This is a genomic window from Chryseobacterium sp. IT-36CA2, from assembly GCF_949767875.1.
GTDB lineage: Bacteria > Bacteroidota > Bacteroidia > Flavobacteriales > Weeksellaceae > Chryseobacterium.
The window spans coordinates 201,302-218,842 of record NZ_CATKPG010000021.1 but is presented as its reverse complement, the minus strand read 5'-3'; the positions used below and the strand labels follow the sequence as shown (position 1 = coordinate 218,842).

At 34.2% G+C, this 17,541-nt stretch carries 20 protein-coding genes; 4 read left to right on the top strand and 16 right to left on the bottom strand.

The window, feature by feature from the left end:
- Positions 1-31: 31 nt before the first annotated feature.
- From ACM6F9_RS12495 to ACM6F9_RS12485, 3 genes are read left to right on the top strand one after another with little or no spacing between them, the layout of a single operon-like run.
- The gene (locus ACM6F9_RS12495; protein ID WP_414846019.1) at positions 32-1,003 is read left to right on the top strand and encodes a 3-oxoacyl-ACP synthase III family protein; all 972 of its coding nucleotides are present in this window, start codon (positions 32-34) and stop codon (positions 1,001-1,003) included.
- Between the two features lie 27 nt (positions 1,004-1,030).
- A complete protein-coding gene (locus tag ACM6F9_RS12490; RefSeq protein ID WP_129038535.1) occupies positions 1,031-1,264 on the top strand; it encodes a phosphopantetheine-binding protein in 234 nt (77 codons plus the stop codon).
- Positions 1,264-2,022, top strand: coding sequence for an SDR family NAD(P)-dependent oxidoreductase (locus ACM6F9_RS12485; protein WP_414846017.1), 759 nt, complete (start codon positions 1,264-1,266; stop codon positions 2,020-2,022). The genes ACM6F9_RS12490 and ACM6F9_RS12485 overlap by 1 nt, the downstream gene beginning before the upstream one ends.
- Position 2,023: 1 nt before the next feature.
- Here ACM6F9_RS12485 and ACM6F9_RS12480 read toward each other — a convergent pair whose 3' ends face one another.
- From ACM6F9_RS12480 to ACM6F9_RS12470, 3 genes are read right to left on the bottom strand one after another with little or no spacing between them, the layout of a single operon-like run.
- Entirely contained in the window at positions 2,024-3,178 is a 1,155-nt protein-coding gene (locus tag ACM6F9_RS12480) for a glycosyltransferase (protein WP_414846016.1), read from the bottom strand.
- The gene (locus ACM6F9_RS12475; protein ID WP_414846015.1) at positions 3,178-4,017 is read right to left on the bottom strand and encodes a glycosyltransferase family 2 protein; all 840 of its coding nucleotides are present in this window, start codon (positions 4,015-4,017) and stop codon (positions 3,178-3,180) included. The genes ACM6F9_RS12480 and ACM6F9_RS12475 overlap by 1 nt, the downstream gene beginning before the upstream one ends.
- Positions 4,017-4,559 carry an acyltransferase gene (locus ACM6F9_RS12470; RefSeq protein ID WP_414846014.1) on the bottom strand — a complete coding sequence of 181 codons (543 nt, stop codon included), beginning with the start codon at positions 4,557-4,559 and terminating at the stop codon, positions 4,017-4,019. The genes ACM6F9_RS12475 and ACM6F9_RS12470 overlap by 1 nt, the downstream gene beginning before the upstream one ends.
- 168 nt (positions 4,560-4,727) lie before the next feature.
- Between ACM6F9_RS12470 and ACM6F9_RS12465 the strand changes: the two genes are divergently transcribed.
- Positions 4,728-5,762: an acyltransferase family protein gene (locus ACM6F9_RS12465; protein ID WP_414846013.1), complete on the top strand. Its 1,035-nt coding sequence runs from the start codon at positions 4,728-4,730 to the stop codon at positions 5,760-5,762.
- A gap of 74 nt (positions 5,763-5,836) precedes the next feature.
- Here the strand turns inward: ACM6F9_RS12465 and ACM6F9_RS12460 are convergent, their stop codons facing one another.
- The 13 genes from ACM6F9_RS12460 to ACM6F9_RS12400 all read right to left on the bottom strand — a co-directional run bounded on the left by ACM6F9_RS12460 (position 5,837) and on the right by ACM6F9_RS12400 (position 17,507).
- Positions 5,837-6,778 carry a glycosyltransferase family 2 protein gene (locus tag ACM6F9_RS12460; protein WP_414846012.1) on the bottom strand — a complete coding sequence of 314 codons (942 nt, stop codon included), beginning with the start codon at positions 6,776-6,778 and terminating at the stop codon, positions 5,837-5,839.
- Positions 6,779-6,817: 39 nt separating this feature from the next.
- On the bottom strand, positions 6,818-7,540 hold the full coding sequence (locus ACM6F9_RS12455) for a DUF1796 family putative cysteine peptidase (RefSeq protein WP_414846011.1): 723 nt from the start codon (positions 7,538-7,540) through the stop codon (positions 6,818-6,820).
- A gap of 261 nt (positions 7,541-7,801) precedes the next feature.
- Entirely contained in the window at positions 7,802-8,800 is a 999-nt protein-coding gene (locus tag ACM6F9_RS12450) for an acyltransferase family protein (RefSeq protein ID WP_414846010.1), read from the bottom strand.
- Between the two features lie 19 nt (positions 8,801-8,819).
- A complete protein-coding gene (locus ACM6F9_RS12445) occupies positions 8,820-9,641 on the bottom strand; it encodes a glycosyltransferase (RefSeq protein ID WP_414846009.1) in 822 nt (273 codons plus the stop codon).
- A 132-nt stretch (positions 9,642-9,773) separates the two neighbouring features.
- On the bottom strand, positions 9,774-10,640 hold the full coding sequence (locus ACM6F9_RS12440) for a glycosyltransferase family 2 protein (protein WP_414846008.1): 867 nt from the start codon (positions 10,638-10,640) through the stop codon (positions 9,774-9,776).
- Between the two features lie 211 nt (positions 10,641-10,851).
- The gene (locus ACM6F9_RS12435; RefSeq protein WP_414846007.1) at positions 10,852-11,520 is read right to left on the bottom strand and encodes an NAD-dependent epimerase/dehydratase family protein; all 669 of its coding nucleotides are present in this window, start codon (positions 11,518-11,520) and stop codon (positions 10,852-10,854) included.
- Between the two features lie 64 nt (positions 11,521-11,584).
- Complete coding sequence (locus tag ACM6F9_RS12430) at positions 11,585-12,430, bottom strand: glycosyltransferase family 2 protein (protein WP_414846006.1); 846 nt, start codon at positions 12,428-12,430, stop codon at positions 11,585-11,587.
- The gene (locus tag ACM6F9_RS12425; protein ID WP_414846005.1) at positions 12,423-13,547 is read right to left on the bottom strand and encodes a glycoside hydrolase family 99-like domain-containing protein; all 1,125 of its coding nucleotides are present in this window, start codon (positions 13,545-13,547) and stop codon (positions 12,423-12,425) included. The genes ACM6F9_RS12430 and ACM6F9_RS12425 overlap by 8 nt, the downstream gene beginning before the upstream one ends.
- A gap of 19 nt (positions 13,548-13,566) precedes the next feature.
- A complete protein-coding gene (locus ACM6F9_RS12420; RefSeq protein ID WP_414846004.1) occupies positions 13,567-14,487 on the bottom strand; it encodes a glycosyltransferase in 921 nt (306 codons plus the stop codon).
- Between the two features lie 89 nt (positions 14,488-14,576).
- Positions 14,577-15,551, bottom strand: a complete 975-nt coding sequence (locus ACM6F9_RS12415; protein ID WP_414846003.1) for a hypothetical protein — start codon at positions 15,549-15,551, stop codon at positions 14,577-14,579.
- Positions 15,551-16,654 (bottom strand): DegT/DnrJ/EryC1/StrS family aminotransferase, encoded by a 1,104-nt coding sequence (locus ACM6F9_RS12410; RefSeq protein ID WP_414846002.1) that lies wholly within the window; start codon positions 16,652-16,654, stop codon positions 15,551-15,553. The genes ACM6F9_RS12415 and ACM6F9_RS12410 overlap by 1 nt, the downstream gene beginning before the upstream one ends.
- A complete protein-coding gene (locus ACM6F9_RS12405) occupies positions 16,651-17,109 on the bottom strand; it encodes an acyltransferase (RefSeq protein ID WP_414846001.1) in 459 nt (152 codons plus the stop codon). The genes ACM6F9_RS12410 and ACM6F9_RS12405 overlap by 4 nt, the downstream gene beginning before the upstream one ends.
- Complete coding sequence (locus tag ACM6F9_RS12400) at positions 17,106-17,507, bottom strand: sugar 3,4-ketoisomerase (protein ID WP_414846000.1); 402 nt, start codon at positions 17,505-17,507, stop codon at positions 17,106-17,108. Before ACM6F9_RS12400 ends, ACM6F9_RS12405 begins: the two co-directional genes overlap by 4 nt.
- Positions 17,508-17,541 lie beyond the last annotated feature (34 nt).

Below are 17,541 nucleotides of genomic sequence, written 5' to 3'. Positions count from 1 at the left end.
TTACTTTTGCAAAGAAAAAGAATTTATTAATATGATGAAAATTTCAAAAATAGAATATTATCTGCCTCAGCAAGTGTTAACTAATGAGGATCTGGAAAAACTTTTCCCCGAATGGAGTTCAGAACGTATTCAGGAAAAAGTAGGTATTTCTCAGCGCCATATATCTTCAGACAGCGAAACTGTACTGGATATGGCCGTACAATCTTCAGAAAAAATTTTCGAAAACTATGATAGAAGCAAAGTGGATTTCATTTTGTTCTGTACCCAAAGCCCAGAGTATTTTTTGCCTACAACGGCCTGTATTTTGCAGGACAGACTGGGTCTTAGAAAAAATGTAGGAGCTATAGATTTTAACCTTGGGTGTTCGGGATTTGTATATGGATTGGCTTTCGCGAAAGGATTGATTGCGGCAGGAATTGCTAAAAGTATTCTTTTGGTTACTTCAGAAACGTATACCAAACATATCCATCCCGATGATAAAGGAAATCGAAGCATATTTGGGGATGCGTCTGCTTCAGCAATTATTGAAAAGGCAGAAAGTAATGATTATCAGTTTTGTCTGGGAACAGACGGAAGCGGTGCTGAAAACCTTATCGTAAAACAAGGAGCTTTCAAAAAAGATTTTGAACTGAATCCAGAGCATGAATTCAGCCCTGAAAATATTTATATGAATGGCCCTGAGATTTTTAATTTTACCATTGAAAATATTCCGGGACTGGTAAAAGAAACACTGGAGGTAAACGGAATGACGATGGATGATATTGACCATTTTGTTTTTCATCAGGCGAATTCCTTTATGTTGAATTATTTAAGAAAGAAAACAAAGATTCCGGCAGAAAAGTTCTATATTGATATGGAAAAAACCGGGAATACCGTTTCTGCAACCATTCCTATTGCTCTTAAAAACATGATGGATAAAGGAATGCTGAAGGCAGGAGATAAAGTTTTAATGGCAGGATTTGGGGTTGGATACTCATGGGGAGCCACTATTATGGAAATTTAAAATAATAAACATTTAAAATTATAAAATATGAAAACATCTGTTTTTTTAGAAAAACTACAAGAGGAGTTGGAGGAAGATAACACATTAACTACTGAAACGAATTTAAAATCTCTGGAAAGCTATGACTCTATCAGTTTACTTTCCGTTATCGCATTTGTAGACGAAAATTTTAATAAAAAAATTGATACAAAGCATTTTAAAGATATCGAAACCGTTTCAGATCTGATGAATGTTATAGGAAAAGAAAATTTTGAAGATTAATGGATGCTTTCTCATTAAAAAATAGAATTATTCTCATTACAGGCGCTTCTTCCGGAATCGGGAGAAGCTGTTCTGTAGAATGCAGCAAAAGAGGTGCTGATCTTGTTCTTATGGGAAGAAACCATGATGAACTGATGAAAACCGTTTCTATGCTGGATCCCGAAACAAAAGTAGAGATCATCACAGAAGATATTACCCAATCTGAAAACCTTGAAGCTGTGATTGCTGATAAAGTTTCCGTTTTAGGTAAAATATCAGGATTTATACACTGTGCCGGTATTGAGAAAACATTACCGTTAAAAAAGCACAATCCTCAGTTGTATCAGGACATATTTTCAGTCAATGTCATTGCCGGGTTTGAAATTGCTAAAATTTTATCTTTAAAAAAATATAAAGACGAAACCTCTAGTTTTGTATTTATTTCTTCCGTTGCAGGAATGGTAGGAGAGGCAGGAAAAGCGGCTTATTCTGCCAGTAAGGGAGCTGTTATTTCAGGAGCCCGTTCTTTGGCTATGGAACTTTCCAGAAGTAATATCCGTGTCAATAGTGTAAGCCCTGCTATGGTCAATACTCCCATTCTGGAAAAGATGTTTGAAGATATTGGTGATGAAGCTTCATCTGAAATCATAAAAAAGCATCCGCTGGGAATAGGTGATCCTAAAGATGTAGCGAATGCTTGTATTTTCCTGTTATCTGATGCCTCAAGATGGGTCACAGGAACCAATCTTGTGATTGACGGAGGATATTCCGCCCAATAGCTTATTGTTTGTGCAGTGTTTCTATAATGTTTTCTACACTGTCAAATATTTTCTTATTGTCAAACTGACTTTCAATATTTTTGAGATTTTCTCTAATATGAAGAACAAGAGCAGGATCTGTAAGGAAGGCTTTCATTCCTTTGTACATCTCATCAACATCATAGCTGATGAGGTATCCTGTTTCTTTGTCTTTGATCATCAATCCTACATCCCCTACATTGGTAGCAACAATAGGCTTCTGAAGAATTAATGCTTCTGCAATCACCAATGGCCATGCTTCAGATTCTGACGGAAGAACAAAATAATCTGCTTTTTTGATATAAGGATAAGGATTCATTTGATTTCCAACCAGAATGAATGTCTTTTCTACATTATTAGCAGCAGCCTGCTCTTTAAGGTTTTTCATTTCACCACCGTCACCTATAACAACAATCGTATGGTGGAAGCCATCATTGATGAGCCTTGTATGAGCTTCAATAAGTTTATGATATCCCTTCCTTGAATGAAGTCTTCCAATGGAAACAAAAACAGGTCCTTCAGGGAAATTATCAAGCTTTTCTTCTGCCTTCTGCTTAATCTCTTCAATAGGAATAGGATTGATAATAACACTCTCGGCCGGATAATTGAGGTCAGGATAATACTCATGCATCATATCCTTTATCTTATGAGAGCAGTATACCATATGATTAAACTGAGGAAAACTCTTTAAAATATCCGGAACCAATGGCTGAAACTGAGGTACATTGACTTCAGAATGAAACCATCCTATCTTTTTGGAGTTTGTATGGGTAGAATTCAGGATCGCATCATAATCCCTGTAATCCATCCCGATTTCTATATCAAAAGTATCATTGATAAGTCGGTCTACGATGGCGGGATTATTTTTCAGTCTTCTTAGCTTTATTCTTCTTTGAATAAGCTGAACTTTTTGTAAAAGAGAGTGATCTGAAAAATCTTCTTTTCCATCCGTAAGGTATATTTTTCTGATATGTTTCGGAAGTTCATCACGCAATTTGCCCTGGTTTAGGGTGAGGCATACCGTTATTTCAAATTTGTCAGGGTTGAGGTTGTTGAGAAGTCCCAACAGTACTTTTTCTACCCCTCCCATTTCCATGGAGCGGTGTCTGAACAAAATTTTTATTTTTTTTTCTAGCATTATCCGAAGATTGATTGTAAAGTAATTTTAATTTTTTTCTTTATACGGAAAGGCAGCTGATGCTGATATTGAAGCAGTTCAAAGATCTCATCTGCTCCTGTGTAATGATCAGGAACTTTCTGACCGTTGATGGTGGTGAGGCCTCTTCGTTTCATTGTGTTGAAAATCACCTGAGCAAAATACTCATGGGATTTCTTTTTATTATCATTTTGGGAAATTCCTCCCTGATGCGTTCTGTAAAGGTAGTTGGTATCATTAATAAACTGAACTTTCCCTTTTTCATACATTTTAAGATACAGGTCCTGATCTTCACCGATTTTTAAATTAGGATTCATTTTTTCAGTCTGCTCATAAACCGATTTTCTAAAAGTTACGAAGTGAGCAATCTGAATCGGGAAATTAAAAAAATAATGATCACCATTGGGTACCTGCATAGCAGATCTGAATGGAGAAATAGGCTTCAGATTCTCATCACAGGTCATAAACCTGGAATAGGTAAGGACTGTGTTTTTTTTATTCTGAAAGATTTCCATACATTTTTGAATGGCTGTAGGGCTGATGGCATCATCGGGATCCAGAAATCCACAGATATCTCCTTCCGCCAGTTCGATCAGTTTGCTTTTTGTTACTCCTACACCTGAATTTTTTTCATTTTCAAAAAACTTAAACCGTTTATCATTTGAAATGATTTCCTGAACCATTTTCTTTTCGTGTTCAGAGGACGCATCATCTAAAATAATGGCTTCCCAATCTGTATAGGTTTGCTGAAGGATACTTTCAAAACAGTCTTTGAAAAAAAGGGCGTTGTTATAATGGGCAATAAGAATAGAAAACTTCATTAATGTTCCTTGAATATTAAATCTTGACGATTGATTACAGTGGTATTAGCTGGGATATCTTTATGAATAACACATCCTGCTCCGATGATACAGTTGTCTCCAATGGTAACTCCTTTTAAGACGGTAACATTACTTCCGAGCCAGCAATTGTTTCCGATTCTGATAGGCGCTGTTGTGAATTCAGAGTGAAACAATTTAAATTCCGGTTGAGACTGGTATGCATGATTGTGGTCATACAGTTTTACATTCTCCCCGAATAAAGTGTCGTCACCTATTGAAATACTGTCCAGACAGTTGATGGAACAGAAATTATTCATGAAAAAGTTATTTCCGATTTCTAAAGTGGCATTTTTCTCTACCAGAACGTGTACGTAATTTCTGAAACTGACAGAACTACCAATCGTAACTTTCTTTAAATTTTCATGCAGAACAAAATGATCACTGATCCCAAGCTTTATCCCCTTAAAAGAAACATGAGGGTGTTTTTTGAGACGAGAAATCTGGCTCCTTCGTTGGATTTTTGCTAAAATTTCATCAAGCATACCTAAATTTATTTTTCACATTTGTAGGGTACAAATATAATTTGTTTTACATAATTATAATAATAAATCTTATTTTTGTGCCTTAAAATTAACACTTTATATGAAATAAGACAGGCCTTCAGAGTTGATATGGCTATGTTTTGATAAAGTTAAGCATTTTACGATTCTGTGAAGATAAGTCAGATTACATTTACCCGGTTTGTTGCTGCTATGGCAATTGTTATTTCCCATTTCAATAAAGATCTGTTTTTATATAAGATAGATTATATTTCCGATCTTTTTTTGAGAGCAAATGTTGGGGTAAGCTATTTCTTTATTCTTTCAGGATTTATTATGATTATTGCCTATCACAAAAAAGATACAATTGATTATCTGGAGTTCTATAAAAACAGATTTGCCAGGATTTATCCGCTTTATATGCTGGGGCTTTTGCTGTATTTTATGACGAGGTATGAGACGTTTGACTGGTATAAACTGATTTTATACGGATTGGGCATTCAGAGCTGGATACCGGGAGAAGCCATGATTCTGAACTTTCCCGGATGGTCTATTTCTGTTGAGTTTTTCTTCTATCTGCTTTTTCCTTTTTTATATAATTATTTCTATTCTAAGAAAAATAAAACAATCTGGATCGTAGCTATCGGACTATGGTTGATTACTCAGGTGTTTTCGAACTTATATCCTGTGTATGGAGCGTATGAAGGACCGCACACGAAAAGTCATGAATTTTTGTATTATTTTCCTTTCTGGCACCTTAATGAATTTCTAATTGGTAATCTGGCAGGAATATTTTTCGTCAGAAATTATAAACAAAAAAATTACGATCGTCAGGTTATCATTGTTTTCTTATTAATCCTTGCATCTCTGATGTTTGTTCCGCTTTTTTATCACAACGGTTTGATGGCGCTGCTTTTTGTTCCTGCAATTATTCTGATCTCAGCTAATAATGGAAGGGTGAGCAGGCTGTTTTCATTGAAGCCGCTAGAGTATCTTGGAGAAATAAGCTATGGGATATACATTACTCACATTCCGGTTCTTTATCTGGTAAGAGAATTTTTAAAATGTCAGCAATATACGTTCAGTATTGATGTTGTATTTGTAATTTACATTATTGTTATGCTGTTCAGTTCTGCAATTTTCTACCAGTTTATTGAAAAACCGATGCGTGACCTTTTAAGAAAAATACATTTTGCAAAGCGTTAAAAATGAATTTCCGGCTATTAAACTAAATATTTAGTTCAATAGCCGGAAAAATATAATTAATCTTTTAAATATTTTTAGGAGAACAAGTCGTTTCTGAAATTGATATTGTACAATCCAGAACGTATACTTTTATAATCAGTGAGCAGATACTTTGTAATCATGCCCCATTTTTTGAAAAGAGGAGCATTGGCAATCTGGAAGCTTCTGTATACTCTTTTAATATGAAGCTTAATATCTTCAGGAAGGGTGTTTTCATGCTCTGCCCAATGGTTGACCTCTTTCCAAAGCACAACTCTTGTAGAGGCAGGTTTAACTTCTCTTGCATCTATTTTGGTAATTCTGTTATTCTCGTGAACTCCTCTTACAGCCACTGCTTTATCAAGAATTCCTGGATATAAGTTTAAATAATAAGAGAGCCTGAATAGAAACTCTGTATCCTGGTGCAGTTTTAAATGAGTTTTAAAGAAATATTCTAGATTTTTTAAAGCGCTTTTTCGGATCGTCAAAGCATCAATGCTGAAAAGCCCGAAAGTACCTTTCATATTAAGTTGTCCCGGAAATACATCTTTAGGATGATATTTTTTATAAACTGTAGTAAGGCGGTCGCCAAAAACTTTATAATATTGTTCTTTGGCTTTTTCAGAATAATAATGGACACCAATGGCACCATACACTCCATCAACATCCTTATTAATGAAAAGTTCTTTTTCTGCATCAAAACGGTTCGGAAGATAGTAATCATCGGCATCAAGGAATGCAATAAAGTCTCCTTCCGATTTTTCCATTCCTAAATTTCTACTGGCACCGGCACCGTGATTTCCTTTGTCAGGATGTTGAAAAAGCTTTACTCTGTCATATTTTTCAGCAAGTTCCCGGCATACTTCTAATGCGTTGTCCGGAGATTTATCTTCTACCAGTACTACTTCATATACATCTTCGAACTGAAGAGCAGATTCTACAGCCTGGGAAACATATTTTTCGGCATTGTAGACGGGAATAACTACAGAAATTTTCATTTTATCGGATTATGTTTTATGGGTGTAAAACTAAGCTTTTTATTTGATAGCAATGATTGGAAATACCTTTTGGATTTTTAAATTAAGTGATTCGTATAATTTAGGATATTCATTTTCATTTCCCCATATCCCATGTTTAGTTTTCTCCCGAATATATGTGGTGATATATACTTGGGGTATTTTTGAAATTTCGTTAAGGAGAAAATTGCATACCTCTTTATTTTCTATTTCTTCATCAAAGCGCATGTAAATATGAAGAGAATCTTCCTGCTTTAAAACTTTTGTAAAATCTTTTGCCATACTACAGAATAATTTGGCATCTATGAGATTGAACTTTGTAATTTCTATGATATGAAGAAAGGCTACGGGCTGATGGCTAATGATATCAAGTATTCTTTGACACCTTTTCTCAAAGGTATTTCTGAGCTTTGGATCATCTATTACTGCTCTGGCATGAGTGAACTCTGCTTCCGGATATTTTTCGGCGTAGGTGTTTCCTTCTTCGTTTCTTTTAAGATCAGAAAGAAAAAATTTAAAGTGCTCCTGAATATTCTGACTTACTGTTCTAAGTCCGGACATAGATTTTAAGCGTACCCAGTCATAAGGCAGACTTTGGTTTCTGATGTTGAGAATATCCAATGAATGAGCTGCATGGCAGTCTTTACCAATAGGGATAATGTACTTTTCTGATTTATATTTTTTTTTAATTTCCAGAAAATATTTATACCTAGTTTTTGGGATGTAAAATAAAGGTATTTTCATATTGAATAAAGTCGTTTGTGTTTTAAGTCTATACACTTTTGATCATTTATTTATAAGAAAGTTAAATGGGAATGGGGTATTTATTGGATTTTTTTTACGAATTATTTTTAAGAATTATGAATAAAAATCTATGATGTTTTAATTATATGGTATATAATTTGTTTATTTATTTATAATCTTGGTTAATTAACGTTGTAAATAGAAAATTGGTGAAATTTATTTATAACAATGTTTTTTATTTTTTTTAAACTAATTTCTGAATTATGCTTTTAATTTAGCTTTTAAATAATTCGTAATTTTTTTCTCTACAAAATAATACAGAAGGGAAGCCACAACAATGACCACAGCAATTTTAAAAAGGAAAAAAGGAATACTGAAATAGCCTTCAACTTTAAATCTTTTCAAGACAATTTCCACAAAAGGATGTGATAAGTACAATGAGTAAGAAATATCCCCCAGAAAGATCAATAATTTATTTCCTTTAAAATGGAAGATATAATCAAAGGTCAGAAAAGTAAAGACAAATGTGGATATGATGGCCAACTTTACCCAATCATTATTTATTGGAATAATACTAAGCAAAACAAGGATAAATGAGAGTATCCCTATTACAGAAATTATTCCTGCCCAGCTCTTGGGAATGGTGTATTTGTTCAACAATAGTGCGAAAAAAATCCCCACAACAAAATAAAGATTCAGAGAGTGGGTTACCATCCGCAGATATGGGCTTTCAAATTGAATGAAAAAGCCTACAATAGTTGTCAGGATGAAAAAAGCTGCAATGAAATAATATCTCTTTTCCTTAAAAAATAATGAGAGTCCGAATATCAGATAAAAGAACATCTCAAAATTTAGAGACCAGCCTAAAAATAGCACCGGAAATTCCTTCTTGGTAGGAAGAAATAAAACGGAGTGGATAAGCTCATGGAGACCTGATCCATAAAAATACAGTAAAAAACTACCTCCGGGTATCATTGCGGCAAATGTCAAAAGATAATACAGCGGAACAATTCTGATCACTCTTCTTTTGTAAAACAAAATAATCTGTTGAAAAGAATCTTTGCTGAAATTTATTTTTTGAGTGGTGAAAGCCATTATAAATCCACTGATAATAAAGAATACGGGAACACCAATACTCCCTTTTTTGAATAGGATATCACCAAGATTCAGATCTGGTAAATTGATGGTTTCACGAAAATGGAAACAACATACCAATAATGCTGAAATCCCTCTTAATATCTGAAGATTGTTAAGTTTCATAGCCGGACAGATCTTATTTTTAAAATATTTTTTTCAAAATAAGTCCCATTACAAAAGGTACTCTGGCAATATTATGCTGAAGTGTCTTGAACCGATCTATCGTAAATTTAGTCTCTTCTGTCATTCCATATTCTGAAAAATCAACCTCATGAACTGCTTTATGCTTAAAGGTGATATTCATTAAATTATATTGATGGATAATCTGGATATACATCTCTTTGCTGTTTTCCACCGAAAAATTAGGGTAATGGCGATAGCTGTTGTGAGCTCTTTCTTTTAACATTGTTTTGAAGTTGTCTACGCTTTCTGCTAAACTTACAAATGGGTTTACAACATCATTATAGACATTCACAACTGCTTTACGGCCCGGAAGCATAGTAAGCTGGTATCCTTTTCTTAAATCTATGACCAGATCATGCACCGGTTTGAAGAGCTCCTGTACGGTTTTTATATAATCCTGATGAAGCATATCATCATTATCCAGTTCACTGGTGATCACGAATTTTGTGTCCGGAGTAAAATACTGTGGGATTACTTCTACAGCTTTTGTTTTCATAACATCAAAATCTTCTACAAAAACAGCTTTGAAGGTAGGATATTCTGCTTCAATTTCTTTGATGATTTTTCTAAACTTATCAGATGTATTAACATCAAAAAAAGTCAGCCATATATAGTTTTGATTGGTTTGGTTTTTATAAGAAGGAAGTACGTAAGTTCTGAATAACCTGAATCTGTCATCAAGCCATTCTTCGGTAAGAGGTTTAAATCCTGAACGGGTTTCGTTCCATCCTTTCGTAGGAACATTGAATCTTGTCATTATAACGTGTACAAATTGACTCATCTAAATAAATTTATTTAAAGTTATATAATTTTTCAAAGTTTCCGCTGTAAATCTGTTTTTGACAGCAACCTGACTCATTTGTGTAGTTTAATGGATATATAGTGTTTTTTCCAGATGCATTGAAACCGAAATTTAGCCATCTGCATTCTTTCGAAAAAACTTGTAATACAAATTTTTAAAAGAAAGATATTTAGCAACTACAGCCAGAGGAATCATTTTTTGAAATTCCTTTCTTTGCTGTACAAGCTGGGTTGTACGAACTTCTATGATATAATAAGCAAGCTTGTCATGAATATCTTCACCATAAAGTTTTTTTAAGATAGGTAAAATTTTAAGGCGCTGTTTCATGATTTTGAGCGGATCAGCGGACATGTTATCATTGACGTCTTTTCTGTAATGAGCGAGGGGTTCATTAATCAAAAGAGCCTCAGGATTATCTTTGGTGATATAAATCCACATTAACCAATCTTCACAACTGGTAAGGGTAGTATCAAAAAGGAAATCTTCCAAAAGTTTTTTATGGATTAAAGCGCAATGAATAGGAATAGAAAATCCCATATCCCAACCATATACAATTCCATGAAATGTCAGGAAATTCTGTTCAATATCTTTGTATCCCGGAAGATGAGTTTGGTCTCTATAGATTGTGTACTGGCTTACAATCAGCGGATATTCTGTATCTCCGGAAAGGCTTTTTGAAAATTTTTCACGGTGGATGAGGTCATCAGAATCCAAAAACTGAATATAATCTCCGGTAACAATTTCCAGGGCTGCATTTCTTGCAGAAGATAAACCGCCGTTTTCTTTGTAAAGATATTTGAAGCGACTGTCTTTTTTTACCCATCTATCAGCTACTTCATCAGTATTATCGGGAGATCCGTCATTCACAATAATACATTCCCAGTTTTCATATGTCTGATCCAATATAGACTGGAGACATTCATCTAAGAACTGAGCCTGATTATAACAGGGAACAATTACGGATATTTTGGGATTCATTTTCATTTTTATTCAAGAGGTTTAATGTGTTTTATTTTTCACTCTATAATTAGGATTAAAGCTTTATCAATTGCCTCTTTCCTGACCTTAATAATACGATCTGAAGTTTCCTGGCCGAAGGTACAAAATTATTTTTTCCGGGAATAGAAGTGAAAATTTCAAAATCAATCATTGGAAAGATCCTAATCGTTTTGCTATATCATCTGATCTGCTATAAATAAGATGAATAGATTTTTTTTAAGTATTCATCAGGAGATAGTCCTTTAAAAAAATCTTCTGTATAACGGTCAAATTCTATATTATAAAAAGAACCTTCGTCTACACTTTCATAATCCGCATTTTCGTTAAGATGATTCTCCAGCTGGGATAAGATTTCCGGCAATGAATACTGGTAAGGATAGGCCAGATTGACAATTTCATTGTTGAGGTCTTGTAGATGTCTGGCTACAAATATTGCAATATCATCCGTGCCAATCAGAATTCTTCTCGCATTACTATGGATCGTGAGCTTATTTTTTGACAGGATTGAGTTTTTAAGGAAGTTGATCAGTGTATTGGGATTTCCGCCACGTCCTACAGCATTTCCAACTCTGAAAATAACGAAGCTTGAACATTTTTGAGCAATTGTTTTTTCAATAGTAAGCTTATGCATCACATAAGGGCTGGCAGTTTTACTGGGATCGTAAATACTGCATGTGGAAAAGTAGATCAGCTTTTTATCAGGATGCTGGCCAATAATTGATTTCAGGAGCGCTATCTCTCTTTCGAATTCAGCAGAATTTGTTTCCAGTGAATTGGAAACTCCTGATGCGAAAAAAATAACATCTTCTTTATCATAAAGCCTTAAGGCATTTGCCAGAATTCCATTACCAATAATCATAAGTGTTTTGTCTAATTAAGCAATTCGTTTAATGTCTGTTAAATCTTTTGTATTTCAATAGATTTTAAAGGTTTTTAAATATTTTAAAAACTCCAAGTTTATTACCCAATTTTGCCCATCTTGAATTTTTTACATGATTCAGTTGATTGAGAGCATGTTCATATTTATTTTTGGGAACATAGCTTTGAAGAAAAAGATCTTCAACACTGATGTTTCTTCTTTCTGCCATTTTTATAAGTGCTACCCAGTGCCAGAAAAGTGCTTTTTCAGAATTTTTTGTAGTAGAGATACCACTGTCATGAATTCTGTATAAATATAAATCTTCATCTATATATTTCACAGGAGCTATTTCGCACATTTTCATATACCAGTCTTTATCTTCTGCAATTTTTAGAAAAGGGTCAATACCGGATGTTTTCTCGTAAATCTTCTTTTTAAAAGTAACAAAATGTGAAATTTCTGCATTGAAATTATAATAGGACTGATCCAGTGCTGTAATTTGTTTGGCTTTATGAACCGATAATGGGTTGAGGTATTCGTCGCATCTTACAAAATTTGAATAGACCAATCCTGCTTCCGGATTTTCGGAATGAGTTTTTAAAACAAATTCCAGAGCATGTCGGGTTAATGCATCATCAGGGTCTAAAAAACCACATATTTCTGATTCTGCAAGAGCAATTAATTTCCTTTTTGTATAGCCTATTCCTCTGTTTTGATCATTGAGATTTATTTTAACCCTTTGATCATCACCGATTATTTTTTTGATGATCTCCAGAGAATTATCCATAGAACCATCATCCACAATTACAGCTTCCCAGTCTGTTTCAGTTTGGGCAATTAAGCTTTGGTAACATTTTTCAAAAAAATGTCCATTGTTGTAATTGGCGATAAGTACGCTGAATTTACTCATTTCGGCTGTGTTTATTCAGTATTTTTTTTAATGCATTTAAATATCCGAAGCCATTTTTTCTATCGGGCTCCAGAATATTTCCTTCTGCCCATTCATTCCAGGATTTAACGATGAGAAACTGCTCAGGATACTCTTTTTTATCATCAAGATATTCAACAGCTTTTTCAACTTGTTTTTCGAATAGTTCTGGTGAATTATTAGCAAGGATGATACCTCTGTAACCGCTTCTTGGAGTATTGTCCCAGTTAGGAAGGATACATGGATAGGTAGGAACATTACTTTCTTCAAACTTTAAATCGTTAACAACAGCTTCTGCGTCCTGAATTCTTACTTTTGGCTGTTCTTTTTTCTTAATTCCTATTAATCCTTTGATTCTGTTTTTATAATATTGGGAATGAGAAATATATTCTTTTTTATCAATATGAGGCAGCCAAGCTTTCTGAAAAGCATTGGAAATTTTACTGTCATATCCCATAGATTTAAAATCAAGATCATCACGGAGCTTATTGGATGCCATGACATAAAGGTCATCAAATCCGCTCTTCTTCGCAAGCTCTCTGAATTTTGAAATATAATGAGGATCTCCATGATGTAAATGATTAGAATCATAGATGATCAAAAGAGGCTTGTTATCCACTTTTATATACCTCTCGTCTTTGAAGAAAGGGAGTAGATATTCGAAATGAGCAATTAAATCCTGTTCATTAGGATATACTTGTTCTGCAAGTATTTTTTCTGATAATCCGTGCCATATTCCTGACCAGGTTTCATTAGCCCAGCAGAAGCAAAAGGGAAAATCCGGTTTCCGTGATTTCAGAACATCATTTGCAACACGTTCCAATAGTTGTTTTCCATTACCAAACCAGTAATGATAATAGATAAATCCGTGTACTCCATAATCTTTAGCCATCTGAGCCTGCTGTTCTCTTACTTCAGGAACGCGCAGGTCATAATATCCCAGATCACCAGGGTATATAGGCTGTTCGTGCCCTTCAAAAAGAGGTTGAGCTTTTCCTACATTAGTCCATTCTGTAAATCCTTTTCCCCACCATTCGTCATTTTCGGGGACAGGATGATATTGAGGGAGATAGAATGCTAAGGGCTTTATTTTTTTCATAATTGATTTAAAAATAATGTTACCAGCTTTTATAATACACTTTTTGAAGATAATGCAGCGTGTTGAAGGTAAATTTTCCTACATTTCTTAAAATTAATTTTTCGGTAAGTGTTTTATTATCAAGTTCACTAAGGTATTTTTTATGACTTTCCGTCAATCTGTTCTCTTTATAAGCCTCATGAATAAGTTTTAGGATTTTCTTTTTCACTTCAGGCTGTTCTTTGTGTTTCAGATAAATATCAAAAAAAGATACATCTAAAAAGTTTTTCTTTTTATGAGAGTTTGTTGCATGCATTCTATAGCTGCATGATTTGTAGTCGTCGTAGATGAAGTCATATTTTTGGCTTAATCTCAGCCACATATCGTAATCTTCAAAAGTTAATGCTTCATCCCAGCCTCCAATCTCTTTTAACAAAGAAGATTTGGTTACGCATGACATTGCGGGAAGAAAATTGTCTTCAAGCAGACTTTTGTAAAAGTTTCCAGACTCTATATTCAGGTATCTGTGAAAATAAGGGATAAAAGTATTTTGAAAACGTACTGAATTATCATCTATTATGTGGGCATTTGAAAATACAAGAGCTTCGTTTTGAGATGATTTTTCAAGAATTGCTACGTGTCTTTCTATTTTATCAGCCTCCATAAGGTCGTCAAGAGCTATGGTTATAATATACTTGCCATTGGATATATTCAGAAGCTCATTCAACGATTTGCAGATCCCTTTATTCTGAGAGTGGGGAATAAATACAGTTTTTAATTGACCATTGTCTATAATCCATTTGTTGATAATATCAGCAGAATCATCTTTAGAACAGTCATCACAAATTAAGATTTCGAAATTTGGATAGCTTTGAGCTTTTATACTTTCTAAAGATTCAACTATAAACCGAGATTGATTATAACTGAGACATAATATCGAAACCAATGGTAATTCGGACATGTTTTTTTGTTTGGGATTATTAATAATTGATTTTTCGCACAGAGATTCAGCTGTTTTATAGAATATAATTGATTGAATTTCAACTGTATTTATTCTAGTTGTTCTTTGGCTCCTTCAATACCCAGTAAGCTCTGTATTTTCTTTCCCTGCTCATCCAAAGAATAAATCAGTTCTTTTTTGTCTCCTTTGACTAAATAAATTTCAGAAGGAACAATATTAGCGTTATCAATAAATTCAGGAATAACCAATTCTAATGTGTAACCATCCAGGAACTTTTCATTTAAAAATTCGGGCTTAATATGTATTGTTGGATTTAAACTGTCAACAGATACTCTATTGAGTTTTGTTGCGACCAATTGTGAGTGTATTGGGCTAAGCCCAATGCTGAATAATTTATTTTTTGTGATATAATAATATCCGTTTTCTTCTAAAGTAACAGGATTATGATATACCATCTTTTTAAGATGTTTTAAAAGTCCCAGAGAATGGTAAACAGTGGCATCCACAGAAAAAGGAAATGTCCAGTGATGAAATTCGGTATCAGAATAATAATCCCATTGATAATACCCGTTTTTCTTTTCTATATAACTGGGATGTCCCTCCAAATTTTCTCCTACATACATTCTATACGAAGCATTTTCCGGATTGTTTCTGATAATTTCAAAAACTTCTTCAGGAATATTGACATCTTCATAAAAAACGCCATCGTCTGTATTGAACATTACAAATTCACAGTTGCTTTCACGTATTATTTTCTGAAGAAGCCCTTTAAAGTTATCACCTTTTTTACTTAATAGATTTTTTTCTTTAAAAAACTTCCAGTCTTTTTTAGAATGTAATGCTTTTATATAAGAAGAGTCAAAAAATACAGATTTTCTTTCAACAAAAGAAATGCCTTTGTCCTCGTATTTTCTTTTTAACAGCTCATAGCCGTCTTTGTGTACTCCGGTAGTGTGATACAGAATTACTATTTTAGAATCTGTTTTAAAACGCTGCAAAATTGAGTGGATAAGATAATCCAGCTGAACTGCACGGTTAAAGGAGAAAATTACATTAAGTACCATTAGCTGAAAAAATTTAATGTTTTAATTATTTGGGTAACTTCATCGTCTTTCATTACAGGAGAAATGGGTAAGCTTAATACTTCATCATGTATTTTCTCTGTAATGGGAAGCTGCAGTTTCTTAAGATGAGAATAGGCTTCCTGATGATGAGGAGGAATAGGGTAATGAATCAGGGTCTGTATGCCGTTTTCTTCAAGGTGTTTCTGAAGAAGATCTCTGTTGTCTGTTCTAATTACAAAGAGGTGATATACATGGCTATGTTCTTCTATTTTATGATCTGGAAGTACAATTTTTGGATTTCTTATTTCTGTAAGATAACGATTGGCAATTTCTTTTCTTCTGTTATTCTCTTCATCCAGGTAGTTAAGTTTTACGGAAAGTACTGCTGCCTGTATTTCGTCTAACCGCGAATTGTATCCCTGATACTGGTTTACATATTTTTTCTGAGAGCCATAATTGGCTAATGCTCTTATACACTTTGCAAGAGACTCATCCTGGCATGACACTGCACCTGCATCTCCCAATGCACCCAGGTTTTTTCCAGGATAGAAGCTGAACCCCGCCGCATTCCCAAGGCTTCCGGATTTTTTACCGTTCCATACAGCACCTATAGCCTGGGCATTATCTTCAACTATTTTGAGATTGTATTTTTCGGAAAGAGTTTTGATTTCGTCCGAAAAAACAATGCTTCCGTATAAATGTACCAAAAGGATGGCTTTGGTTTTAGAGGATATTTTTTCTTCTATCTTATTTAAATCGATATTGTACGTTTCGATATCAGGTTCTACTAAAACGGGAATGAGTTTATTATCAGTAATAGCAAGTAGGGAAGCAATATAGGTATTGGCGGGAACTAAAACTTCATCACCTTCTTTCATCACCCCAAGTTCTATGTATGCTCTGAAAATAAGTCTCAAAGCATCAAGGCCGTTGGCGACCCCAATTGCATGGGGAACATTACAATAGGCTGAAAGCTGTTTTTCAAAATCCTGAACCTTTTCACCCAATAAATACCATCCGGAACGGAAAGTCTGTAATATAGCATCTTCAATTTCCTTCTGATGAGCAAGGTTTATTGTTTGTAAATCTAAAAATTTGATCATTCGTTTTTTTTCTTTAAAAATTTTGCAGGGTTTCCTACCCATATTTCATTTTGAGGAACATCTTTTGTAACGACACTTCCTGCTCCAACAAGGGCATTTTCTCCAATAGTTATCCCACCTAATATTGTGGCATTTGCACCAATGGAAGCTCCTTTTTTTACCAAGGTTTCTACTAATTTAAAATCCTTGTTTTTGGATTTTGGAAAGAGATCATTTGTAAAAGTTACGTTGGGGCCAATGAATACATTATCTTCAATAGTTATGCCGTCCCAGATTTGCACACCGGGTTTTATGGTTACATTATTGCCTATTACTGCTTGATTTTCAATTAATACCTGACAATTGATATTGCAGCCTGTACCAATGGTCGCATTTTTTAGGATGACACAGAATTGCCATATAGATGTGCCTTCACCTATATTCTGAGATTGAACGTCTGCCAAAGGATGTATCATTTTTTATAGCTTTTAAATTCATCAAAATCTCTGAAATAATCTTTCTCATCGTATAATTCTGAAGCCAAGCATAATAAAACTGCACTATGGCTGAATTTGATATCCCTCCATATCAGTTTTGGGATGTAGAGCCCTTTTGAAGGAGAATCCAAAATAAAGCTTTCTTTATTGCCCTCCAGGTCTAACGTATTAAATTCAATAGTTCCAGAGACAGCAAATATGACCTGCTGAAGCTGTTTGTGAGCATGTCCTCCACGGATTACATCCTGAGGGGTATAATAAGTCCAGTAGACTCTTTTGATTTCAAAAGGGACATTCTTTTGATTTTCGGCTACTGTAATGTATCCTAAATCCTGAGAGCCTATTTTAGAAAAATGTATTATTTGTGGACTATCCATGTAGATATGGGTTTTAATAATGCAGATAAAGGTA